We start from the raw sequence: 22,119 nt of genomic DNA on the forward strand, positions 1-22,119 counted from the left end.
TGGGTGGGTGTCCCGTCCCACCCCGACCCGGATCGTCCGCCACCGACTCTCCACCGCGCTGCGGGACCGGGTCGCCGGCGCGGACGCCGAGCGACGCGCGCACGCGATCTGGCTGGCCGACGGTCCGCGACGGTTCGCCCCGCTCGACCCGATCTGCCGGGTGCACGGCCATCCGGGGATGTATGCCGGGGGCATCCGGGCCCTGCTGCTGCAGGCGCTGCACCCGCTGGCGATGGCCGGGGTCGGCGAGCACTCGGGCTACCGGGGCGACCCGTGGGGCCGGTTGCAGCGCACCAGCGAGTTCATCGCGATGACGACCTACGGCCCTATGGACGCGGCGCAACGGGTCATCGACCGGATCAACCGCGTGCACACCACCGTGCGCGGCACCGCCCGCGACGGCCGCCCCTACGCGGCCACCGACCCGCACCTGCTGCGCTGGGTGCACGTCGCCGAGATCGACAGCTTCCTGCGCGCCCACCAGCACTACGCCAGGACGCCGCTCACCGCGGCCGACGCGGATACGTACGTCGACCAGGCGGCCTGGGCGGCCACCCGGCTCGGGGTGGACGACCCGCCCCGGAGCACGGCCGACCTCGAGGCGTCGCTGGCGGCATACCGGCCCGAGCTGGAGTCGACCCCGGGGGCCCGGGACGTGGCCCGCTTCCTGCTGGCCGAGCCCCCGCTGCCCGCGCTCGCCCGCCCGGGCTTCTGGCTGCTGGCCGCCGGCGCCGTCCAGCTGCTCCCCGGGTATGCCCGGGACCTGCTCGGCCTGCACCTGCCCGGGCGGACACGGGCCCTGGAGCCGCTGGCGCTGCGCGGCGTCGCGGACCCCCTGGGCCGGCTGGGCACGGCGGCCGTCGGGTGGGCCCTGTCCAGCCCGGAGGACCCGAGGAACGCGCCGTACAGCTCTGCCGTCGTCGACCGGCGTGGCGTGGCCTGAGGGTCGGCGGTGTCGGCGGTGTCGGCGCACCGATCGGTCGGAACCTCACGGGGCACACCAGCACCGGCCCTCACACGATGCCGCGAAAAGCCTGATCCGCCCCCGTCATATCCTGCGCGGATCTGCTCGTCGTGGCGCCGGGGGGCTTACCGTCCCCGGACGGTCGTGCACAGGCTCAGGGTCCACCGACGATGGCCTCGACGAAGGCCTCCGGGTCGAAGGGAGCCAGGTCGTCCGGCCCCTCCCCGAGGCCGATCAGCTTGACCGGGACCCCGAGCTTGCGCTGCACGTTGACCACGATGCCGCCCTTGGCGGTGCCGTCCATCTTGGTCAGCACGATCCCGGTGATGGCGACCTCCCGGGCGAACTCCTCGGCCTGCCGCATCCCGTTCTGGCCGGTGGTGGCGTCCAGCACCAGCAGCACCTCCCCGACCGGGGCGACCTTCTCCACGACCCTCTTGATCTTGCCCAGCTCGTCCATCAGCCCACGCTTCGTGTGCAGCCGGCCCGCGGTGTCGATCAGCACCACGTCGCACTCGGCCTCCACCCCGGCCCGGGCGGCGTCGAAGGCCACCGAGGCAGGGTCGGCGCCCTCGACGTCGGAACGGACGGTGGGCACCCCGACCCGCTCGCCCCAGGTCTGCAGCTGGTCGGCGGCGGCCGCCCGGAAGGTGTCGGCAGCACCGAAGAGCACGTCCTTGTCCTCGGCGACCAACACCCGCCCCAGCTTGCCGACGGTGGTCGTCTTCCCGGTGCCGTTGACCCCGACGACCAGGATCACGGCCGGGTGCTCCTCGGTGCGGCTGGCGATGATCCGGCGGTCCATCGTGGGGTCCACCAGGCGCAGCAGGTCGTCGTGCAGCCACTGGCGCACCTGGTCCGGGTCGGTGGTGCCGTCCACCCGCACCTGCCGGCGCAACGCGTCGACCAGCTCGGTGGTCGCCTCGACCCCCAGGTCGGAGGCGAGCAGCGTGTCCTCGACGTCCTCCCAGTCCTGCTCGCTCAGCCCGTCACGGGACAGCAGCGCCAGCAGCACCGTGCCGAAGGCGTTGTTCGACCTGGCCAGCCGGGCCCGCAGCCGTTGCAGCCGGCCGCGTGCCGAGTCCGGGCGCTCCAGCGTCGGCGACCCGGGCTCCGCAGGGGCATCGACGAGCACGCCGCCCGCGGGGTCGTCGTCGTCGACGTCGGCGTCGGGGCGCGACCGCGGGTCGGTGAGGGTGTCGGTGCCGTCCGGCCCGCGGGGCGGAAGGTCGGGGCTGCGCCCCCCTCGCCCCCGCACCAACGCCACCATCAGCGCCAGCCCGCCGAGCACGACGGCGGTGACGAGGGTCAGGATCTCCCAGAGCTCATTGATCGGTCCCACGCGGCACAGTCTCTCAGAAGCGCGCGGCACCCCTGACCGTCAACGGCGGTGAGCACCGCCGGGTGGTGCTCAGCTGGCGGTGCGGAGCTCGTCCCGGTCGTCGCCCTCGCCTCGCGTGTCGTCGACACGCATGTCCTCGTCACGTCGGGAGACGGGAGCGGATGCCTCCCGGGCGTCGGCATACCGCTGCTCACCCCGGCTGCGGACCCTCTCGCCGGTGCGGCGCACGCCCGCGATCAGCTCCTCGCCCTCGGGTGTCCAGAAGTCCCCCCGACCCTCACGACGCGCCTCGATCATGACGTACCCCACGACCCCCGCGCCCAGGGCGACGCACAGCAGCATGGCCAGGACAAGTGCAAGCATGACCCCAGTGTGCGGCCCAGCCGGCGCCGGAGCGGAACCCTCGACCGGCGTGTCCGCCTGGGCCACGCCCAGACGTGACGAGGATCACGCAGACGGACGGAGGTCGCGGTCGATCCGGGCCAGCACCTGACGGCTGGAGGCCACCAGCCCCGGGTCCCCCGACCCCTCGCGCAGGGCCAACGCCCGGGCTGCCGGAGTCCGTGCCTCCGCCGGTCGGCCCTGGTCCAGCAGCACCGTGGCCCGCTGCGCCAGGACGAGCGCGGTGCGGGCCGCGTCCCCCTCGAAGACGGTGGCGGCGGCGTCCAGCAGCTCGTGCGCGTCGGCATACTCCCCACGCCAGTGGTGCACCTGCGCGAGCCGCACCGCGGCGCCCGCCCAGGCGCGTGAGCCGGGCTCGTGCTCGAACAGCCGCTCCTGTCCTGCCCCCAACGCCCTGTCGAGCTCCCCCAGCATCCGCCAGAAGCTGACCGCGTACGGGTCCTGAGGAGTCTCCTCGCACCACTCGCGCGCCTCCTCCTCGTCGAGCAGCTCCTCGCGCAGCGACTCCGGGTCGATGACGTAGGCCGGGTACTCCGCCCCGCCGTAGACGACGGTCACGACAGCGCCGGTTCCGGGTCCGGTGCGACGAACGCCTCCGGGGCGACGTCACGGACCCGCTGGCTGACCACGGTGGTCACCCCGTCGCCGCGCATGGACACCCCGTAGAGGGCGTCCGCGATCTCCATGGTGCGCTTCTGGTGGGTGATGACGATGAGCTGGCTGGAGTCCCGCAGCTCCTCGAAGAGGGTGATCAGCCGGCCCAGGTTGGTGTCGTCCAGGGCGGCCTCGACCTCGTCCATGATGTAGAACGGGCTCGGGCGGGCTTTGAAGATGGCGACCAGCAGGGCCACCGCCGTCAACGACCGCTCGCCACCGGAGAGCAGCGAGAGCCGCTTGATCTTCTTGCCCGGGGGCCGCGCCTCCACCTCGATGCCGGTGGTCAGCATGTTGTCCGGGTCGGTCAACGTGATGCGGCCCTCGCCCCCGGGGAAGAGCCGGGAGAAGACCCGCTCGAACTGCGCGGCCGTGTCCTGGAAGGCCTCGGTGAAGGCCCGCTCGACCCGGTCGTCGACCTCCTTGACGATCTCCAGCAGGTCCTGCTTGGACCGGCGCAGGTCCTCGACCTGCTCGGTCAGGAAGGTATGCCGCTCCTCCAGCGCCGCGAACTCCTCCAGCGCGAGCGGGTTGACCCGCCCCAGCTGGCCCAGCTGGCGCTCTGCCCTGCGCAGCCGCTTGTCCTGGACCTCGCGGACGAAGGGCTGCGGATCCGGCCAGGTCGACGGGTCCTCCGGGTCGTCCTCGGGACCGGGCACGTGCGGGATCGGCTGGTGCGGGCCGTACTCCTCCATCAGCGTGCCGGGGTCCGTGCCCAGCTCCTCGACCGCCCGCGACTGCAGCGCCTCGATCCGCATCCGCTGCTCGGCGCGGGCGATCTCGTCGGCGTGCACGGAGTCGGTCAGGTCCCGCAGCTCGTCGGCCAGGTCCCGCGCCCGCTGCCGGGCACCGGCCAGCGCCCGGTCTCGCTCCGCCTGGTCCGCGAGCGCCCGCGTCCGCTCCTGGCCCGCCCCCTCCAGCACCACCTCGGCGCGCTCCACCAGGTAGCTCGCGCCGGCGCCGACGGCCCGCGCGACGGCCCTCTCCCGCACCCGACGGGCGCGACGCTCCTGCGCCCGCTGCCGGGCCGCCAGCTCATTGCGGGCCGCGGCCTCCAGGCCGTCCGCCCGACCCGCCAGCGCCCCCGCACGCTCCTCCTGCGTGCGCAGCGCCAACCGGGCCTCGGTCTCGGTGCTGCGGGCGCGGGCCGCCTGCTCGGCGAGACGTTCCCGCTCACCGGTGTCCGGCTCCTCGGTGCCCTCCTGGCCGGCGGTGGACTCGGCGTCCTCGAGACGCTGCTCCAGCTCGGCGAGCTCGGTGCGGGTGGCCTCCAGGCTCTGCTGCGCGGCACCGATCGCCGCGGTGGCCCGCTCGTGCTCACCGCGGGCCGTGCGCATGGTCTGACCCAGCTGACCGAGCTGCTCGGCCACCGCGGTCATCCGCGCGTCCGAGTCGTGCAGGGCGTCCAACGACGCGTCCGCCGCCTCGGTGGCCCGGGACAGCTCGTCCCGGGCAGCGACCAGGGCGAAGGTGGCCCGTTCGGCGCGCCCGGTCGCGTCCTCGACACCGGCCCGGGCCTCGTCCAGCGCCGACTGCAGCTCGAGCAGGCTCGGCGCCGCCGACGACCCGCCGCGCACCCAGCCGGGTCCGTAGACGTCCCCGTACGCGGTCACCACCGCCAGGCCGGGGACCTCGCGCACCAGCTCGGCCGCCTGCTCGGCATCGTCCACCAGGGCGACCTGGGTGAGCAGACCGGTCACCGCCCGGCCCAACGCCTCGTCCCGGGCGTGCACGACGTCCGCGGCCCACACGGCATACCCCGGCAGCGCGGGCCACCCGGACCGGTCCACGGCGACCGCGGACTCGGGCACCAGCAGCCCGGCCTGGCCCTGGTCCTGCTCCCGCAACCAGTGCAGCGCCTCGCGGGCCGGACCCAGGCCGTCCACCACCAGGGCCTCCCCCGCCCAGCCGAGCGCCGCCGCGACGGCGGCCTCACGCCCGCCGTCCACCTGCAGCTCGCCGGTGACGGTCCCCCGCACCCCGCGGACCCCGTCCGCGGCCAGCAGGGCACTGGCCCCGTCGGTACGGCGCAGGCTCATCGACAACGCCTCCACCCGTGCCTGCAGGGCGGCCTGCTCCGCCTGCGCGGTGCGCAGCTCCTCGGTGAGCCGGTCCACCTCCTGCTGCGCCTGCTCCTGCCGTTCGTGCGCCTGCTCGTGCTCGGCGTCCAGGTCCTCCTCGCCCTGCTCCACGTCCAGCACCGTGCCCTCGAGCGCGGCGAAGTCCTTCTCGGCGGAGTCGGCACGGGCGATCACCGCCGCGGCGACCTCCTGCAACCGGGCGATCTCCCCCTCGCCGGCCTCCACCCGGGAGCGGCGGGCCGCGACCTGCCCGGCGAGCCGCGCCAGGCCCTCCCGACGGTCCGCGACGGCGCGGGCAAGCCGCTGCAGCCGCGACTGCTCCTCGGCGTGCGCCTGCTCGGCGGCGGCCCTGGCCCGCTCCGCCTCGGCGAGGGCGTCCGCCAGCTCGGCCACCCGGGCCTGCAGGACGGCCTCCTCCTCACGCACCCTGGCCGCCTGCTCACGCAGCTGCTCGGGGTCCCGGGAGCCGGAGCGACCGCTGGCCTCCGCGGCGAGCTCCTCCTCCTCGGCCCCCAGCAGCCGCACCCGCTCCGCGGCCAGGTCCCCCAGCGCCCGCGCGCGTTCGAGGACCGAGGAGACGGCATACCACCGGTCCTGCACCGCGGTGAGCTGCGGCGCGGCAGCGGCCCGCTCCTGCTCCAGCTCGGCCACCGCCCCCTCCGCCGCCCGCGCGGACTCCTGGACGGCGGTGCGTCGGGCGACCAGGGCGCGCTCGTCGGCCAGCTCCTGCTCCAGTGCGCTGGTCAGCTGCACCAGGTCGTCGGCGAGGATGCGGGCGCGGGCGTCGCGGACCTCCGCCTGGATCGTCGCCGCCCGCCGGGCGGTCTCCGCCTGCCGGCCCAGCGGCCCCAGCTGGCGCCGGATCTCGGTGGTGAGGTCGGCCAGCCGGGTGAGGTTGCCCTCCATCGACTCCAGCTTGCGCAGCGCGCGCTCCTTGCGACGACGGTGCTTCAGCACGCCGGCCGCCTCCTCGATGAAGCCGCGCCGCTCCTCCGGGGTCGCCCGGAGCACCGCGTCGAGCTGCCCCTGCCCGACGATCACGTGCATCTCGCGTCCGATGCCCGAGTCCGAGAGCAGCTCCTGCACGTCCAGCAGCCGGCACGAGGTGCCGTTGATGGCGTACTCGCTGCCGCCGGTCCGGAACATGGTGCGGGTGATCGTCACCTCGCTGTAGTCGATCGGCAGCGCCCCGTCGCTGTTGTCGATCGTCATCGAGACCTCGGCCCGGCCCAGCGGCTGCCGGCCGGAGGTGCCGGCGAAGATGACGTCCTCCATCTTGCCGCCGCGCAGGCTCTTGGCGCCCTGCTCCCCCATCACCCAGGCCAGCGCGTCGACGACGTTGGACTTGCCGGACCCGTTGGGCCCCACGATGCAGGTGATGCCCGGCTCGAGGCGCATCGTCGTCGCCGAGGCGAACGACTTGAACCCCTTGAGGGTCAGGCTCTTCACGTACATGCCGGGGGCCTCGCGACTCGTTGACTGGCTGGGCAGCGCTGTCCGGTCAAGATACCCGGGCGCCGTCCTCGGCCCCGGCAGCCACACGCCAGCCCGCCCGCGACACGCTCGGGCGCCGCCGCCCTCAGCGCTCGCGGAACCCGGTGAGCCCGTCCCGGACCGGGTGCTCCTGCACCACCACACCGTCGACACGGCCAGGTCTGCTGCGGGTGCTCGGGTCCTCGCGCAGCAGGGCGATCAGCGCGTCCACCGCGGCCGGCCCCCCCTGCGCGCAGACCTCGACCCTGCCGTCGGCCATGTTCATCGCGTGCCCGACCAGGCTGAGCTCCAGCGCCCTGGCCCGGGTCCACCACCGGAAGCCCACGCCCTGCACCCGGCCGCGGACGAAGATCACGACGCGTCGCATGTCGCCAGACTACGGTGGGCTCATGGAGACGACGCCGAGCAGGCATCCCGACGGACCGCACTCCGGGGCACCGCTGCGCTGGGGCCTGCTGTCGGCGGGGTCGATCGCACGCACCCTGGCGCAGGCGATCGCCCAGGTCGAGGGCGGCGAGGTGGTCGCGGTCGCGGCCCGCGACGGGGACCGCGCGGCGGCCTTCGCCGCGGAGCTCGGGATCCCCCGGTCCTACGGCAGCTACGCCGAGCTCTACGCCGATCCGGACGTCGACGCTATCTACGTCGCCTCCACCCACCCCTTCCACCGGGACCAGGCGCTGGCCGCGGTCGCGGCCGGCAAGCACGTGCTCATCGAGAAGCCGCTGACCCTCACGGTCGCGGACACCGAGGAGGTGCTGCAGGCCGCCCGGGACGCCGGGGTGCTCGCGATGGAGGCGATGTGGACCCGCTTCCAGCCGGTCGTGCTGGACGCCCTGGAGCGGGTGCGCCGCGGGGACATCGGTGAGGTGCGCAGCGTGCAGGCCGCTTTCACGGTGCCCTTCGTGTATGCCGCCTCGCACCGTCTCTTCGACCTGGCCAACGGCGGCGGTGCCCTCCTCGACCTGGGCATCTACCCGGTCACCGTGGCTCACCTCTTCGCCGGCCACCCGACGCACGTGCAGGTGCTCGGCTCCCGCGTGGAGACCGGGGCCGACGCCCTGGTGTCCTTGCAGTGGATGACCCCGCAGGGGGCGGTGGTGCAGGTGGTCACCGACTCGCAGTCGCACGGCGCCTCGGAGACCGTCGTCCGTGGCACCCGCGGCTGGCTCCAGCTGCACGGGCCGGTGAACAACCCCACCTCGTTCACGGTGCACACCGCGGACGGTGACGTGCTCGTCGAGGGCGACCGGCGCGGCTACCAGCACGAGGTCGAGGAGATGCACCGGTGCGTGCGCGAGGGCCTGCTGGAGTCCCCGCTGGCGCCGCACGCGGACACGGTGGCGATCATGACCATCCTGGAGTCGGCCCGGCGGGAGCTGGGCGTGCGCTACCCCCAGGAGGACGCACCGCGGACCTTCGACGGGATGGCCGCGCCGTGATGCAGCTCGTGCTGCTCGTGCTGCTGGCGGTGCTGCTGCTGGCCTGGCTGGGCCGGATGGGCACCCCACGCTCGCAGCGGCTGCCCTTGCGGCAGTGGACGCCGGTGCACGTGATGGACCTGACCGGACGGGGTTTCCGGGTGCTCGTCGACGCCGGCCAGGAACGGCAGCGGCGCGCGGAGGCAGCGCGGGAGAGCGTGGAGGGACGCGACCCCCCGCCCGGGGACGAGGACGGCAGCCCGCCTCGCGGGCCGACGCCCTAGCGGGGCCGGCGGGGCCGCACCTGGCAGCGCGGGCAGCTGTGCGAGCTCCGGTTCATGAAGGTCTCGCGCCGGATCGGCGCCCCGCAGCGGGGGCACGGACGTCCCGTCTGCCCGTAGGCGGCGAGCGAACGGTCGAAGTACCCGCTGGCGCCGTTGACGTTGACGTAGAGCGCGTCGAAGCTGGTGCCGCCCTGCCCCAGAGCCTCGGTCATCACGTCGGCGGCGTGCCCGAGGAGTCGCACCAGGGCGGGTCGGGTCAGCGACGAGGCCGCCCGCGCGCCGTGCACCCTGGCCCGCCAGAGCGCTTCGTCGGCGTAGATGTTGCCGATCCCGCTGACCACCGTCTGGTCCAGCAGCAGCCGTTTCAGGGCGACGTCCTTGGCCTTCATCCGGCGCGCGACGGCCGCCGCGTCGAAGGCCGGCTCCAGCGGGTCCGGCGCGATGTGCCGCACCGGCTCGGGTATGCCGTCGGCGTGCGCGGCGCCCGGTCCGGCTCCCCCGCCCGGGTCACCGGGTGGGGTGTACGGGTCGGGCACCATGCCGGTGAGCGCCAGCCCGCCGAAGGTCCGTTGGTCCACGAACCGCAGCTGGGGCCCGGCGTCGGCGAAGTCGAGGGTGGCGTGCAGGTGCTTCTCGCGGGGCGCCTCCGGTGGCTGGACGAGCATCTGTCCGCTCATCCCGAGGTGGACGACCAGCGCCGCCGGGTCGTCGTCGGGCGGGTCCAGCACCAGCCAGAGGTACTTGCCGCGCCGGTCGGCGGCACGGATGAGCGCGCCCTGGACACGGGCCGCCAGGTCCGCCGGGCCGGCCTCGTGCCGACGGGCGACCCGGGGACCGGTCAGCCGGGCCCGGGAGATCTCTCGGCCGATGACGTGCTCCGCCAGGCCGCGGCGCACGACCTCGACCTCGGGCAGCTCGGGCACCGGCTAGCCCGGGTGAGGCGCGTCGGGACCCGTGGGGGGCACCGGCGGGGTCGGCACCGTCGCGGTGGGCTGCACGGTGGCCATCTCCGCGGCCCGGGTGGTGAGCAGCCGCCAGGCGGCCTCGGCGGCCTGCTGCTCGGCCAGCTTCTTGGAGCGGCCCTCACCGGTGCCCACGACCTCGCCCCCCACGACCGCCCTGGCGGTGAAGCGCTTGGCGTGGTCGGGGCCCTCGGCGTCGATCTGGTACTCCGGCGGGGTCAGCTCACCGGTCGCGGCGATCTCCTGCAGGCTCGTCTTCCAGTCCAGCCCGGCGCCCAGCTCCGCGCTGCGCTGCAGCAGCGGGTCCAGCAGGTGGTGCACGAAGGCGTCCGCGGCGGGCATACCGCAGGAGACGTAGAGGCAGCCGATGACAGCCTCGGTGGTGTCCGCGAGGATGGAGTCCTTGTCCCGACCCCCGGTCGCCTCCTCACCCTTGCCCAGCAGCACGTGGTTGCCGAGGTCGACGACCCTGGCCACCTCGGCGAGGGCCCGCGAGTTGACGACCGCCGCCCGCAGCTTGGCCAGCTGGCCCTCCGAGAGGTCGGGGTGGGTGCGGTAGAGCGTGTCGGTGACCACCACCCCCAGCACCGAGTCGCCGAGGAACTCCAGGCGCTCGTTGTGCGGCTGGCCGTCGTGCTCGTAGGAGTAGGACCGGTGCGTCAGGGCGCGCAGGAGCAGCGCCTCGTCGCAGCGCTCACCGACGACCTCGAGGAGGTAGTCGTTGAGCTCGGCGACGGGGCGCATCCGGCGCGTCCCGGTCAGGCCTGGTGCTCGGTGCGCTCGGCGGCGGCGTAGTGCCGTCCGCCGTAGGTGCCGCACGAGGGGCAGGCCTGGTGCGGGGTGCTCACGGCCTTGCACTGGGGGCAGGTCGACAGCGCGATGGGCGCAGCCTTCCACTGGGAGCGGCGGTGCCGGGTGTTGCTGCGGGACATCTTCCGCTTGGGAACGGCCACGTCAGATCCTCTTCTCGTCGTCTGCGGTCGGCGTGGCCATTGCGGCCAGTGCCGACCACCGGGGGTCGATCACGTCGTGATGGTGCTCGGGGTCCTTCGCCAGCTGCACACCGCACTCGGAGCACAGACCGGGACAGTCGTCCTGGCACGCCGGCTGGAAGGGTAGCGCAGTCACGACGGCGTCCCGGATGACCTCCTCGAGGTCCATCAGGTCACCGTCGAGCATACGCTGCTCGTCCTCGTCGGCTGGTGCCTCCTTGTCGCCACCCGCACGACCCGCCACCTTCTGGTGGTGCGCGGCCCGCTCGGGGTAGACGAACAGCTCCTGGAACGGCACGTCGAGGGGCTCGACGACCGGGTCCAGGCAGTGCACGCACTCGCCCTCCGCGGAGGCCTGGGCCGAACCCGTCACCAGGATCCCCTCGACGACCGACTCCAGCCGCAACTCCACCTGGACCGGACGGTCGGTGGGGATCGCGATGACGTCGGTGCCCATGGGCTCCTGGGTGGTCACCGCACGGGAGACCTCACGCATGCTGCCGGGCCTGCGGACCAGCTCCCGGGTGTCGAACACCCAGTCGCGTTCCGTCTGCTGGGCAGCCATGATGAAGAGAACCTCGCGTGTCGGTGACCTGCTGGACGGGCGCGGACCCTCACCTGCGCCGGACGCCGGGAGTGACACACACCGACCTACCAGAGTACCCGAGCAGGTCGGTCTCACTCAAGTTCGCGCAAAGCGGCCAGCACCCCGCCCGGGACCAGGGCCGAGACGTCACCGCCGTACCGGTGCACCTCCCGGACCAGCGAGCTGGAGACGTGCTCGAGCCCGGGGTCACCGGGCAGGAACAACGTCTCCACCCCGCTCAGGTGCCGGTTCATCAGCGCCATCGGCAGCTCGTAGGCGAAGTCCGTGCCGCCGCGCAGGCCCTTGACGACGGCCTGGGCCCCGACCTCGCGGCATACGTCGACGAGCAGCCGGTCGGCGTAGGCCTCCACCCGCACCGTCGCCCGCAGCTCCTCGCCCAGCGCCTCGCGGACCAGCGCCAGACGTCGCTCCACCGGGAAGGTCCCCTGCTTGGCCGGGTTGTGCAGCACGGCCACCACGACCTCGTCGTAGAGGGCCGCGGCACGGCGCAGGATGTCCAGGTGGCCCAGGGTGACCGGGTCGAAGGAGCCTGGGCAGACGCAGCGGCGGGTGGTCATGCGCTCGAGCCTAACGAGCGGGTGCCCGGCTCAGTCGTCCTCGTCCTCGAGCAGCCCCTCTGCGTGCGCGTCCTGCACCAGCGCGCGCACCGTCTCCACGGTGACGCCGGCGTCCAGGTGCTCGCCCCGGACCGTGAGGAAGGCCGAGCCCAGGGCCTGCCGGTCGGCCTCGCTCACCTCGTCCCGCGCCGGGTTGAGGATCGTCAGCTCCTCCTCGGTGAGGTGGTGCTGGAGCACCTCGTTCACCTTCTCGACGGCGTCGTCGAACTTCTGCGTGTCGGTGCCCTTGCACTCCAGGAGCTCCAGCAGCGCCTGGTTGATCTCGGCGTGCTCCTCCTCGCCGTGCTCGGCCTCGTGCTCGTCGATCGCGTCCTTGCGCCGCAGCCGGGGGTAGACCTGCTGCTCCTCTGCCTCACCGTGCGCGACCAGCACGGCCGCGAAGGCGTCCCGGGCACCTGCCCGGTCGGAGGAGCTGTCGCGCATCTCGCGCATCAGGCTCTCGAAGAGGCGGTGGTCGTCCAGGATGAGCTCGACGACGTCACCGGACACGGGGCGGGGGATGGAGTAGTCAGTCACCCTCCGATCCTGACACCGAGGCCGTTCACCCGCTCGGCGAGACGGCGTCCCCCTCCCCGCCCGGGGTCCGTTCGGCCAGGTGCACGGCGGTCTCGCCGTAGCGCCGGGTGTCGAGCCGGTGCAGGCCCGTGGGCCACGTCGGTGCCGGGGAGCGGGAGCTACGCTCCAGGACGACGAGGGCCTCGTCGGTGAGCCAGCGGTGGGTGACCAGGGCGGACAGCACCTGGGTCAGCTCCTCCTCCCCCATCGGGTAGGGCGGGTCCAGCAGCACCAGGTCGTAGGGCTCGTCGGGGTGCGACCCGGTCAGCACCACCTGCACCGGCCCGCTCCGGACCTGCACGTGCCCGCCCAGGTCGAGCCCGTCGGCGTTCTGCTCGATGAGCCGGGCGGTGGGTCGGTGCCGTTCCACCGCGAGCAGGTGCCCGGCCCCCCGGGAGAGCGCCTCCAGCCCGAGCGCCCCCGACCCCGCGAAGAGGTCCAGCACCCGGGCGTCGTCCAGCACCAGCAGCGACTCCACCCGGGAGAAGAGCGCCTCCCGCACCCGGTCCGTGGTGGGCCGGGTGTCCCGGCCGGTCGGCGTCCGGATCGTCCTGCCCCCCGCGCGGCCGGCGATGATGCGCGTCACCGCCGGCTCACCCGCGCTCCAGGAAGGCGGCCCGGGCCTGGTCCAGCCGGTCCAGCTCGGCGGCCAGGGCCGGGTGCCCGGCCAGCTCCGGGTCGGCCTCGACGGTCCGCCAGGCCGCCTCGTGGGCCGCGACGATGAGGTCCTCGTCGCGGGCCAGCCGCAGGAAGCGCAACGTCCGGCGCCCCCCGGACTGGGTGGCTCCGAGCACGTCGCCCTCCTGGCGGGTCTCCAGGTCGAGCCGGGCCAGCTCGAAGCCGTCGGTGGTGGCCGCCACCTGCTCCAGCCGTGCGACCCCTTCCGGGTCCTGGCCCTGGGTCATCAGCAGGCACAGCCCGGACCGTCCGCCCCGACCGACCCGGCCCCGCAGCTGGTGCAGCTGGGAGATGCCGAACCGGTCCGCGTCCAGGACCACCATCGTGGTGGCGTCCGGGACGTCGACGCCCACCTCGATCACGGTGGTCGAGACCAGGACGTCGACCCGGCCGGCGGCATACGCCTGCATCACCGCGTCCTTGTCCTCGGCCGGCATCCGACCGTGCAGCACCTCGATGCGCAGGTCGCGGGTGGCGGCCAGCTCCCGCAGGGACCGGGCCACCTGGTGCACCCCGTGCAGGGACGGTATGCCGCTCCCCGCCCCGGCGGCGGCCACCTCGAGCAGGTCGGCACCGTCCTCCCCGGCGCTGCGGGCCTGGTCGGTCGGCGGGATCGGCAGCCCCGGGCCCTCCTGCGCCGAGCCCGGGAGGTCGGCGTCGTCGACCTCGCCGATCCGGGGGCAGACGACGTAGGCCTGGCCGCCGCCACGGACCTCCTCGGCGACCCGCTCCCAGGTGCGCCGCACCCAGCCCGAGCGCTCGGCCTGCACGACGAAGCTGCTGATCGGTCGGCGTCCCTGCGGCAGCTCGCGCAGGGTGGAGATCTCCATGTCCCCGAAGACCGTCATCGCCACCGTGCGGGGGATCGGGGTGGCGGTCATCACCAGGACGTGCGGGGAGGAACCGGCCCGTGCCTTGGCGCGCAGCGCATCCCGCTGCTCCACCCCGAACCGGTGCTGCTCGTCCACGACCACCATCCCGAGGTCGGCGAACTGCACGTGGTCCTGGATCAGCGCGTGCGTCCCGACGACGATCCCGGCCGCACCGGAGGCGGCGTCGAGCAGGGCCTCCCGACGGTCGGCGGTGGACTGGCTCCCGGTGAGCAGCGCCAGCCTGGTCCCCTCCGCGGCCCCGCCCAGCATCCCCGCCTCGGCGAGCGGACCCAGCAGCATGGTCATCGACCGGTGGTGCTGGGCGGCGAGCACCTCGGTGGGCGCCAGCAGCGCGGCCTGCCCACCGGCCTCGACCACGGCCAGCATCGCCAGCAGCGCGAGCACCGTCTTGCCGGAGCCGACCTCACCCTGCAGCAGGCGGTGCATGGGCACCTCCCGGGCGAGGTCCCCCAGGATCTCGGCGAGCACCTCCTCCTGGCCGTCCGTCAGCGCGAACGGGAGCCGCTGGCGCAACGCGTGCGGCAGCCCGTCCTCCCGGGCCACCCTGGGCACGGCGGGGACCGCGTCCGCGGAGCGTCGGGCGCGGGCCAGCTGGGCCTGGACCACGAAGGCCTCCTGGAACGCCAGCCGCCAGCGGCCACGGCGGTGGTCGGCCTCGGTGCGGGGCCGGTGCACCAGCCGGTAGGCCTCCAGCAGCCCGGGCAGTCCGACGCTGCTGCGCACCTCCTCCGGGAGCGGGTCGGGCAGCTCCTGCAGCTGGTGCAGGACCAGGTCCAGGGAGTCCCCGTGGACGATGGGCGAGAGGCCCTTGGTGGCCGTGTAGACCGGGACCAGCCCGTCCAGCAGCCACTGTCCGGATCCGCTGCCGGCAGCCGAGAGCACGGCGTAGTCGGGGTGGGTGAGCTGGAGGGTGTCGCGCCAGTGGCCGATCTGTCCCGAGCAGACCACCTTGGCTCCCGGGCGCAGCCGCTCCTCGTGCCCCCAGGGCTTGAAGAAGGTCAGCTGGATGACGCCACCGGCGTCGTCGGAGACGTCGGCCACCAGCCGGCGGCCGCGTCGGTTGCGCATCTGAAGGGTGCGGGCCGACACCACGGTGCCGACCACCACGACGTCCTCGCCGTGGGGCAGCTCCCGGAACGCGACGGGCCGGCTGGCGTCGAGGTAGCTGCGCGGGAGCCAGTCCAGGAGCTGGCCGACGGTACGGATCCCCCGGGTCTTCTCCAGGACCGGGCCCCCCTTGCCCACGATGTCCCGCAGCGGCGCGTCCAGCTGGTCGCTGCCGTCGTCGGCCACCGGGCGCAGGTGCCGGGCCATCACTCGACCCCGAGGAGGACGGGGTAGGTGGGCTGGCCCCCGTCCCAGGTGGTGACCTCGACCGGCTGTCCGGCCAGCACTTGGTCGAGCACGGCGGCGACCTCGGCCCGCACCTCGGCGGTGGCGTCCTGCCCCTCCAGCACGGTGACGACCTCGGCACCCGGGTGCCAGATCGTCTCGAGCACGGCACGGGCGGCCGGGCGCACGGTGTCCGCGACGGCGACGATCTCGTGGTCGACGATGCCCAGCCACTGGCCGGCACGGCACCGTCCGACGGGCGTGTCCGCGGCGCGCTCCGCCCGGGTCAGGGCGCCGCCGTGCACCCCGGCGACCGCCGCGGCCATCCCCGCCACGACGTCCGCCGGCCTGCCGGCGGGGTCGTGCACCGCGAGCGCGGCCAGTCCCTCCACCAGGGTCCTGGTCGGCACCACCTCGACGACCAGCCCCTCGTGGCGGGCCTCCAGGGCCGCAGCCCTGGCCACCATCACGGTGTCCTCGTCGTTGGGCAGGACGACCACCGCGGCGGCGGTGCCGGCCCGGACCGCGGCCAGCAGCTGGCCGGCCGAGGCGCGGTGCCGGGGACCGCTGGGCACCACGGCGGCCCCCGCCTGCTCGAAGAGCGCCACGACCCCGGCGCCGAGGGCGCAGGCGACCACCCCCACCCCGGTGGGCAGGGACGCGGCGGGAGCCGGGTCGTGGGGACGCCCACCGTCCAGGGACGAGAGCCGGACCTCGCCGACCACCCCGGCCAGGCTGCCTGCCTCGACCGCGAGCGAGGGGTCCTCCAGGTGCACGTGCACCTGGTACTCCTCCGGTCCGCCGGCGACGGCGACGGAATCGCCGAGGTGCGCCAGGTGGGTCCGCAGCCGGTCGGCTCGTTCGGGGTCGCTGGCGGTGAGCAGGTACATCACCTCCATGGCGCCCTCCCCCTCCCCCGCGCCGGGGCCGGCACCGGCGCCGCGCGGCGCGGCGGCAGGCGGGCGTCCGGTGCCGTGCCACCACTGCGGCAGGTCGGTCTCGACGTCGACGGGCCCCCCAGCCAGGACCGCCTGCAGCGCCTCGACCACCAGCAGCAGCCCGGCCCCACCGGCGTCCACCACCCCGGCGGCACCCAGCTCGGGCAGCAGCTCGGGGGTGCGTGCGAGCGCTTCCTCGGCCGCGTCGTGCGCCGCGTCCACCACCTCGGTGACGTCATCGGCCCCCCTGTCGACGGCCGCGCGGGCGCCCGCACCGGCCGCCCTGGCCACGGTCAGGATGGTGCCCTCGACCGGTGCCGCCAGCGCGTCCCAGGCCGTGCGGGCGGAGGCCTCGAAGGCGGCCGCCACCTCGTGCGGGCCGGCCTCCTCCACGTCCGGTCCGACGGCGTCGGCCAGGCCGCGGGTGAGCTGGGCGAGGATCACCCCGGAGTTGCCGCGGGCGGAGAGCAGCATCCCCCGGGCGATCAGCGCGAGCCCCTGCTGCAGCCGGTCGGTGTCGACGCCCAGCTCGAGCTGCACCCGGACGTGCTCGAGGGCGCCGTCCAGGGTCAGGTACATGTTGGTCCCGGTGTCCCCGTCGGCGACCGGGAAGACGTTGAGCGCGTCGATCCGCTCCCGTGCCGCGCCCAGCGAGAGCCGTGCCGTCATCGCCCACCGACGGGCGGTCACGAGGTCGAGGGCGTGGCGGGACACGGCTCAAACCTAACGCTCGGCGGGTCGGCGCCGGTGCGCCCGTCCACCGCGGCAGTGATTTGGGGCGGACCCGCATGCTCCGGTACTCTGGACCGGTTGCCTGCCGGTCCCGACCGCAGGCCCCGACGACCACTCACCGGACGACCTTCAGGAGAACACCGTGGCTGCCACTTGCGACGTCTGCGGCAAGCGACCGAGCTTCGGTCACAGCATCTCGCACTCGCACCGCCGCACCAAGCGTCGCTGGAACCCGAACATCCAGCGCGTCCGCGCGACGGTGGGCGCGACCCCCAAGCGGCTCAACGTGTGCACCTCCTGCCTGAAGGCGGGCAAGGTCACCCGCTGACCCCCTTCCGCACGCAGGTCGAGCCGGCGACACCCACGGGGTGACGCCGGCTCGTTCGTGTCCGGGGACGTATGCCCCCGCCACCACACGGCACGAGCGGTTCAGCGGCTGAAGTGGTCCCACCCGCCGCGGCCCGGGTCCAGCCGCTCGGTGCCGAGCAGCACCCCCGGGTGTCGGTGCGGGCCGGGCTCCTGGGCACGGCCGATCTCGAACCATCCCGAGGGCACCGCACCGGGCGGGAAGGTCGCGAGCAGCTCGTGCTCCTCACCCCCGCCCAGCACCGCCCGGTGGGCGGCCTCCGTGCCCAGCGCCGGGGTCAGGGCCACGGCCAGCCGGTCGACGGCCGCCGGGTCCAGCACGAGCAGCACCCCGCTGGCCCGGGCTACCCGGTCGGCGTCCCGGCCGAGGCCGTCCGAGACGTCGATCATCGCCCGCGCCCCGGACCGCGCGGCCCGGGGTCCCTGGGACAGGTCCGTCAGCGGCCGGCGGTGGTAGTCCACCCACGGGCCGTCGCGGTGACCCGCCGCGAGCAGCTCCAGCCCCGCGGCCGACCGGCCCAGGGGCCCCGAGCAGGCCAGCACGTCGCCGGGCCGGGCGCCGGAGCGGAGCACCGGCGCGTCCACCCCGGGCCCGAGCTCCCCGAGCGCGGTGACCGAGACGGTGACCACCCCGGCCGGGGCGGCGCTGAGGTCACCACCGAGCACCGGCACCCCGGCCCGACGCCCCGCCCACGCCAGCCCCTCGGCGAGCCCGCGGGCCCACCGCAGCGGCAGCTCCGGGTCCGCGACCAGGGTGACCAGGACGCCGGTGCCGAACCCGCCCATGGCGGCCAGGTCGGCGAGGTTCTGGGTCATCAGCTTGACGCCGACGTCGGTGGGGCCGGACCAGTCGTCCCGCCAGTCGTGACCCCGCACCATCGCGTCCGTGGTCGCCAGCACCGCTCCCCCGGCCACCCGCAGCTGGGCCGTGTCGTCCCCGGGCCCGACCGGCACCCGGTCGTCGAGGGGGTGCCCGTCGGCCAGGGCCGCGAACACCTCGGCCAGCACGCCCCGCTCCCCCACGTCCCCGATGCGCGGCTCCTGCGGACGGGGCGGACCCTGCGCCCCCTGGTCGGCCCGGTCGTCGCCCGCTGCCATCCTCTCCTCCCACGCGTCCACCCCTGCACGGTAGCCTCCCCTGCACGGTCCGGCGACGACAGAGGAGGACGCCATGATCAAGGCATACATGCTGGTGCAGACAGAAGTCGGTGCCTCGGCCTCGGTCACCACCGCGATCCGGCAGATCCCCGGCGTGGTGACCGCGGAGGACGTCGCCGGCCCCTACGACGTCATCGCCGAGATCGAGGCGGCCACGGTGCGTGAGCTGGGGCGGGACGTCATCTCCACGATCCAGGCGGTCCCCCGCATCACCCGCACCACCACATGCACCGTCGTCGAGCTCTGAGGACGGGCACCCTCACGGCCGTCTGTCTGCTGGTGCTGACCGGGTGCGGCGAGGCCGCCGTCCGGGCGGTGCCCTTCGAGGCCTCGGACTCCGCCGCCTGCCAGGAGGTCGCCCAACGCTGGCCCACGACCGTGGGGCCCTACGAGCCGCGGGTGACCGCCGTCCAGTCCCCCGGGGTCGCGGCCTGGGGCGAACCGCCGATCGTGGCCCGGTGCGGCAAGCAGCCGCCCGGGGCCACCACCGACCCGTGCATCGACGTGAACGGGGTGGACTGGGTCGCCACCACGCTGGACGACGGGGGCACCATGTTCACCACCTTCGGCCGGTCCCCCGCGATCGAGGTGCTGGTCCCGGAGAGCTACGACAGCCACCCGCTGCTGCTGCCGCCCTTCGGCGAGGCCGCCGAGCAGGTGGAGCAGACGCTGGGCCTGTGCACCTCGCCGGACGACTGAGACGGCTCAGCGCAGTCCCAGCGGCCGGTCCAGGGCCAGCGTGATGAGCTCGTCGACGAGCTCGGGGTAGCTCACCCCGGAGGCCGCCCAGGCCTGCGGGTACATGGAGTAGGGCGTGAACCCGGGCATCGTGTTGATCTCGTTGAGGACCACGTCACCGGTGGGCGTGACGAAGCAGTCCACCCGGGACAGCCCCTCACCGCCGGCGACCTCGAAGGCGAGCGCGGCGATCCGGTGGACCTCCTCGCGGACCGGCGCCGGCAGGTCCGCGGGGGCGGTGATCCGGACGCTCGACTCGTCCAGGTACTTCGCCTCGAAGTCGTAGAAGGCGTGCTCGCCGCTGACGACGATCTCGCCGCACTCGCTGATCCGGGGCGGTGCGGTGCCACGACCGGCGAGCACCCCGCACTCGACCTCCCGACCCTCGATGCCCTGCTCGACGAGCACCTTGGGGTCGTGGTCACGGGCCTTCTCCACCGCCACCTCGAGCTCCTCGGGCCGGTCGACCTTGTGGACACCGACCGAGGACCCGGCCCGGGCGGGCTTGACGAAGACGGGGAACCGCAGGCTGGTCGCGGCGTCCAGCGCCGCGGCCCGGTCCCGCCGCCACTGCAGGTCGGTGATCACGGTGAACGGCCCCACCGGGAGCCCGGCCGAGGCGAAGAGGACCTTCATCACGTGCTTGTCCATCATCGCCGCCGAGGCCAGCACCCCGCACCCGACGTAGCGAAGGTCCGCGAGCTCCAGCAGGCCCTGGATGGTGCCGTCCTCGCCGAACGGCCCGTGCAGCAGGGGGAAGACCACGTCGACCACCCCCAGCGGGCGCACCTCGCCGTGCGCGTCCACCACGCTCCACTCGTGCTCGACGCCGCCGAGCGGCACGATGACCCGCTGCCCGGTGTCGCCGACCGCGGGTAGCCGGCCGTCCCGGATGTCCAGCGCCGCGGGGTCGTCCTCGACAAGCACCCAGTGCCCCTCCCGGGTGATGCCGACCGGCACCACGTCGTAGCGGTCCCGGTCGATGGCGCGCAGCACGCTGGCGGCGGTCGCGCAGGAGATGGCGTGCTCGTCGGAGCGACCGCCGAAGACGAGGGCGACCCGGGTGCGGTCGGTGGCCGGCGGGGTGCCGGTGCGGGGCGAGATGTCCATATCGGCACGAGACTAGTGCCCGGCCCACGCTCCCCCGGGCGGGACGCGCCTGTCAGTGCCGTTCGTGCTTGCGGGCCCGGGTCATCAGCTCCCCGGTGAGCCGGTCCGGGGTCACCTCACCGGCGACCACGGCGCTCACGCCCTGGCAGATGGGCATGTCCACCCCGTGCCGCCGGCCGAGCTCGACGACGCTGCGGCAGGACTTCACGCCCTCCGCGGTCTGGTGCGGCACGGCGAGCACCTCCTGCACGCTGCGGCCCTGCCCGATCGCCACCCCGACCCGGTGGTTGCGGGACAGCGGCGACATGCAGGTGGCGATCAGGTCGCCGACGCCGGCCAGCCCCATCAGGGTGGCCGGGTCGGCGCCGAGCGCCTGTCCCAGCCGGGCGGTCTCGGCGAGCCCCCGGGTGATGAGCGTGGACTTGGTGTTGTCCCCGTAGCCCAGACCCTCGGCCATCCCGACGGCCAGCGCGATGACGTTCTTGACCGCACCGCCGAGCTCGGCCCCGACCACGTCCGTCTGGGTGTACGGCCGGAAGTAGGAGGTCATCACCGCCTCCGCCACCCGGTCCGCGGTGGCGTGGTCGGCCCCGGCCACCACCCCGGCGGCGGGCTGGCGGGCGGCGATCTCCCGGCTCAGGTTGGGGCCGGTGACCACGACGACGCGGTCCCGGTGGACCCCGCTGCTCTCGACCACCTCGCTCATCCGCAGCCCGGTGCCCAGCTCGATACCCTTCATCAGCGAGACCACCGGCACGTCCGCGGGCAGGTATGCCCCCCAGTCCGCCAGGTTCTCGCGCAGGCTCTGCGAGGGCACGGCCAGCACCACCAGGTCGGCGTCCGCCGCCGCCCGGGCAGGGTCCGAGGTGGCGGTCACCGAGGGCGCCAGCTCCACCTCGGGCAGGTAGTCGGGGTTGCGGTGCTGCTCCCGGATCCCTGCGGCGACGCTCTCCCGACGGGCCCACAGGGTGACCTGGTCGGCCCCCGCGTCGGCCAGGACCTGGGCGAACGCGGTGCCCCAGCTCCCGGCCCCGAAGATCACCACCCGCCTCACGGGGTGGCCTCCGGGCGACGCCCCGGGTCGAAGGGCTCCTCCGGCGGTGTCTGCCCCCGCAGCGCGGCGAGCTGGGCGGTGATCGCCACCATCACCCGTCGGGTGGCCTCTACGTGCGCGGACGGCTCCTCGGCCCGGTCGTAGAGGTCGTCCAGGTCGACGGGAGCGCCTGCGGACACCTGCTGCACCGGCCGCTTCAGCAGGTTCCCGGGGCGGCGCGCGTAGTGGCCCAGCACGTGCTGGGCCCCCCACTGCGCGACCGGCACCAGGGGGGCCCGCGAGGTCAGGGCCAACCGTCCGACCCCGGGCTTGGCCCGCATCGGCCACAGCTCGGGGTCACCGGTCAACGTGCCCTCGGGCATGATCCCGATGCACCTGCCCGCCGCCAACGCCTCCCGGGCGGCGACCAGGGCATCCCCCGCCCGGGACGTGGTGCGGTAGACGGGCACCTGCTCGAGGCTGCGCAGCGCGGTGCCGAGGACGGGGACGTCGAAGAGGGACGACTTCGCCAGGAAGAAGGGGGCGTGGCCGTGGTCGACGAGGTAGTGGGCGAGCATCACCGGGTCGGCCTCGGAGTAGTGGTTGCTGGCGACGATGAAACCGCCCTGCGGAGGCAGGTGCTCACCGCCGGACCAGTCCCGGCGGGTGATGCCCATCAGGACCGGCCGGACCGCGCCGATGACGGCACGGTAGGACCAGGGCAGCTCGTGGCGGATGGGCTGGCGTCTCACGCCCGTCATCCTTGCAT

Annotated in this window: 24 protein-coding genes; 6 read left to right on the forward strand and 18 right to left on the reverse strand. The window is 74.4% G+C overall.

The annotated features are described in order from the left end of the window. Positions 1–7: 7 nt before the first annotated feature. Positions 8–943, forward strand: coding sequence for an oxygenase MpaB family protein (locus ACI3EY_RS10150; RefSeq protein WP_405040332.1), 936 nt, complete (start codon positions 8–10; stop codon positions 941–943). A gap of 175 nt (positions 944–1,118) precedes the next feature. Here ACI3EY_RS10150 and ftsY read toward each other — a convergent pair whose 3' ends face one another. The 5 genes from ftsY to ACI3EY_RS10175 all read right to left on the reverse strand — a co-directional run bounded on the left by ftsY (position 1,119) and on the right by ACI3EY_RS10175 (position 7,304). Then, positions 1,119–2,306 carry a signal recognition particle-docking protein FtsY gene (ftsY, locus tag ACI3EY_RS10155; protein ID WP_405040333.1) on the reverse strand — a complete coding sequence of 396 codons (1,188 nt, stop codon included), beginning with the start codon at positions 2,304–2,306 and terminating at the stop codon, positions 1,119–1,121. Positions 2,307–2,375: 69 nt separating this feature from the next. Then, entirely contained in the window at positions 2,376–2,669 is a 294-nt protein-coding gene (locus tag ACI3EY_RS10160) for a hypothetical protein (RefSeq protein ID WP_405037464.1), read from the reverse strand. An 84-nt stretch (positions 2,670–2,753) separates the two neighbouring features. Further along, positions 2,754–3,266 carry a tetratricopeptide repeat protein gene (locus ACI3EY_RS10165; RefSeq protein WP_405040334.1) on the reverse strand — a complete coding sequence of 171 codons (513 nt, stop codon included), beginning with the start codon at positions 3,264–3,266 and terminating at the stop codon, positions 2,754–2,756. Beyond that, positions 3,263–6,898, reverse strand: coding sequence for a chromosome segregation protein SMC (gene smc / locus ACI3EY_RS10170; RefSeq protein ID WP_405040335.1), 3,636 nt, complete (start codon positions 6,896–6,898; stop codon positions 3,263–3,265). The genes ACI3EY_RS10165 and smc overlap by 4 nt, the downstream gene beginning before the upstream one ends. 124 nt (positions 6,899–7,022) lie before the next feature. Continuing rightward, entirely contained in the window at positions 7,023–7,304 is a 282-nt protein-coding gene (locus ACI3EY_RS10175; protein WP_405040336.1) for an acylphosphatase, read from the reverse strand. Between the two features lie 22 nt (positions 7,305–7,326). On the opposite strand from ACI3EY_RS10175, the gene ACI3EY_RS10180 reads away from it, so the two are divergent. Further along, positions 7,327–8,376, forward strand: a complete 1,050-nt coding sequence (locus ACI3EY_RS10180; RefSeq protein ID WP_405040337.1) for a Gfo/Idh/MocA family protein — start codon at positions 7,327–7,329, stop codon at positions 8,374–8,376. Next, positions 8,373–8,639 (forward strand): hypothetical protein, encoded by a 267-nt coding sequence (locus tag ACI3EY_RS10185; protein WP_405037459.1) that lies wholly within the window; start codon positions 8,373–8,375, stop codon positions 8,637–8,639. The genes ACI3EY_RS10180 and ACI3EY_RS10185 overlap by 4 nt, the downstream gene beginning before the upstream one ends. On the opposite strand, the gene mutM is transcribed toward ACI3EY_RS10185, so the two are convergent. The 9 genes from mutM to ACI3EY_RS10230 all read right to left on the reverse strand — a co-directional run bounded on the left by mutM (position 8,636) and on the right by ACI3EY_RS10230 (position 16,927). Next, positions 8,636–9,562 (reverse strand): bifunctional DNA-formamidopyrimidine glycosylase/DNA-(apurinic or apyrimidinic site) lyase, encoded by a 927-nt coding sequence (gene mutM / locus ACI3EY_RS10190; RefSeq protein ID WP_405040338.1) that lies wholly within the window; start codon positions 9,560–9,562, stop codon positions 8,636–8,638. The genes ACI3EY_RS10185 and mutM overlap by 4 nt on opposite strands. Before the next feature lie 3 nt (positions 9,563–9,565). Further along, complete coding sequence (rnc, locus tag ACI3EY_RS10195) at positions 9,566–10,345, reverse strand: ribonuclease III (protein WP_405040339.1); 780 nt, start codon at positions 10,343–10,345, stop codon at positions 9,566–9,568. 14 nt (positions 10,346–10,359) lie between these two features. After that, positions 10,360–10,554, reverse strand: a complete 195-nt coding sequence (rpmF, locus tag ACI3EY_RS10200) for a 50S ribosomal protein L32 (protein WP_405037456.1) — start codon at positions 10,552–10,554, stop codon at positions 10,360–10,362. A gap of 1 nt (position 10,555) precedes the next feature. Beyond that, positions 10,556–11,158 carry a YceD family protein gene (locus tag ACI3EY_RS10205; protein ID WP_405040340.1) on the reverse strand — a complete coding sequence of 201 codons (603 nt, stop codon included), beginning with the start codon at positions 11,156–11,158 and terminating at the stop codon, positions 10,556–10,558. Between the two features lie 113 nt (positions 11,159–11,271). Next, on the reverse strand, positions 11,272–11,757 hold the full coding sequence (coaD, locus tag ACI3EY_RS10210) for a pantetheine-phosphate adenylyltransferase (protein WP_405040341.1): 486 nt from the start codon (positions 11,755–11,757) through the stop codon (positions 11,272–11,274). Positions 11,758–11,787: 30 nt separating this feature from the next. After that, the gene (locus ACI3EY_RS10215; protein ID WP_405040342.1) at positions 11,788–12,333 is read right to left on the reverse strand and encodes a hemerythrin domain-containing protein; all 546 of its coding nucleotides are present in this window, start codon (positions 12,331–12,333) and stop codon (positions 11,788–11,790) included. Between the two features lie 25 nt (positions 12,334–12,358). Next, positions 12,359–12,958 carry a 16S rRNA (guanine(966)-N(2))-methyltransferase RsmD gene (rsmD, locus tag ACI3EY_RS10220; protein WP_405040343.1) on the reverse strand — a complete coding sequence of 200 codons (600 nt, stop codon included), beginning with the start codon at positions 12,956–12,958 and terminating at the stop codon, positions 12,359–12,361. Between the two features lie 7 nt (positions 12,959–12,965). After that, on the reverse strand, positions 12,966–15,257 hold the full coding sequence (locus ACI3EY_RS10225; protein WP_405040344.1) for an ATP-dependent DNA helicase RecG: 2,292 nt from the start codon (positions 15,255–15,257) through the stop codon (positions 12,966–12,968). Beyond that, positions 15,257–16,927: a DAK2 domain-containing protein gene (locus ACI3EY_RS10230; protein ID WP_405040345.1), complete on the reverse strand. Its 1,671-nt coding sequence runs from the start codon at positions 16,925–16,927 to the stop codon at positions 15,257–15,259. The genes ACI3EY_RS10225 and ACI3EY_RS10230 overlap by 1 nt, the downstream gene beginning before the upstream one ends. A 160-nt stretch (positions 16,928–17,087) precedes the next feature. Here ACI3EY_RS10230 and rpmB point away from each other — a divergent pair, with 160 nt between their 5' ends. Then, entirely contained in the window at positions 17,088–17,273 is a 186-nt protein-coding gene (gene rpmB, locus ACI3EY_RS10235) for a 50S ribosomal protein L28 (protein WP_405037448.1), read from the forward strand. A gap of 101 nt (positions 17,274–17,374) precedes the next feature. Here the strand turns inward: rpmB and ACI3EY_RS10240 are convergent, their stop codons facing one another. Next, positions 17,375–18,430 (reverse strand): thiamine-phosphate kinase, encoded by a 1,056-nt coding sequence (locus ACI3EY_RS10240; RefSeq protein ID WP_405040346.1) that lies wholly within the window; start codon positions 18,428–18,430, stop codon positions 17,375–17,377. Positions 18,431–18,482: 52 nt separating this feature from the next. Between ACI3EY_RS10240 and ACI3EY_RS10245 the strand changes: the two genes are divergently transcribed. Beyond that, complete coding sequence (locus ACI3EY_RS10245; protein ID WP_405037446.1) at positions 18,483–18,716, forward strand: Lrp/AsnC ligand binding domain-containing protein; 234 nt, start codon at positions 18,483–18,485, stop codon at positions 18,714–18,716. Further along, complete coding sequence (locus ACI3EY_RS10250; protein WP_405037445.1) at positions 18,695–19,168, forward strand: DUF3515 family protein; 474 nt, start codon at positions 18,695–18,697, stop codon at positions 19,166–19,168. Before ACI3EY_RS10245 ends, ACI3EY_RS10250 begins: the two co-directional genes overlap by 22 nt. Before the next feature lie 6 nt (positions 19,169–19,174). Here the strand turns inward: ACI3EY_RS10250 and ACI3EY_RS10255 are convergent, their stop codons facing one another. From ACI3EY_RS10255 to ACI3EY_RS10265, 3 genes are read right to left on the reverse strand one after another with little or no spacing between them, the layout of a single operon-like run. Next, a complete protein-coding gene (locus tag ACI3EY_RS10255) occupies positions 19,175–20,317 on the reverse strand; it encodes a D-alanine--D-alanine ligase family protein (protein ID WP_405037444.1) in 1,143 nt (380 codons plus the stop codon). Between the two features lie 52 nt (positions 20,318–20,369). Further along, entirely contained in the window at positions 20,370–21,371 is a 1,002-nt protein-coding gene (locus ACI3EY_RS10260) for an NAD(P)H-dependent glycerol-3-phosphate dehydrogenase (protein WP_405037443.1), read from the reverse strand. Then, a complete protein-coding gene (locus tag ACI3EY_RS10265) occupies positions 21,368–22,111 on the reverse strand; it encodes a lysophospholipid acyltransferase family protein (protein WP_405037442.1) in 744 nt (247 codons plus the stop codon). Before ACI3EY_RS10265 ends, ACI3EY_RS10260 begins: the two co-directional genes overlap by 4 nt. Positions 22,112–22,119: the final 8 nt, after the last annotated feature.

Source organism: Serinicoccus shuyuelongi, assembly GCF_045032955.1.
GTDB lineage: Bacteria > Actinomycetota > Actinomycetes > Actinomycetales > Dermatophilaceae > Ornithinicoccus.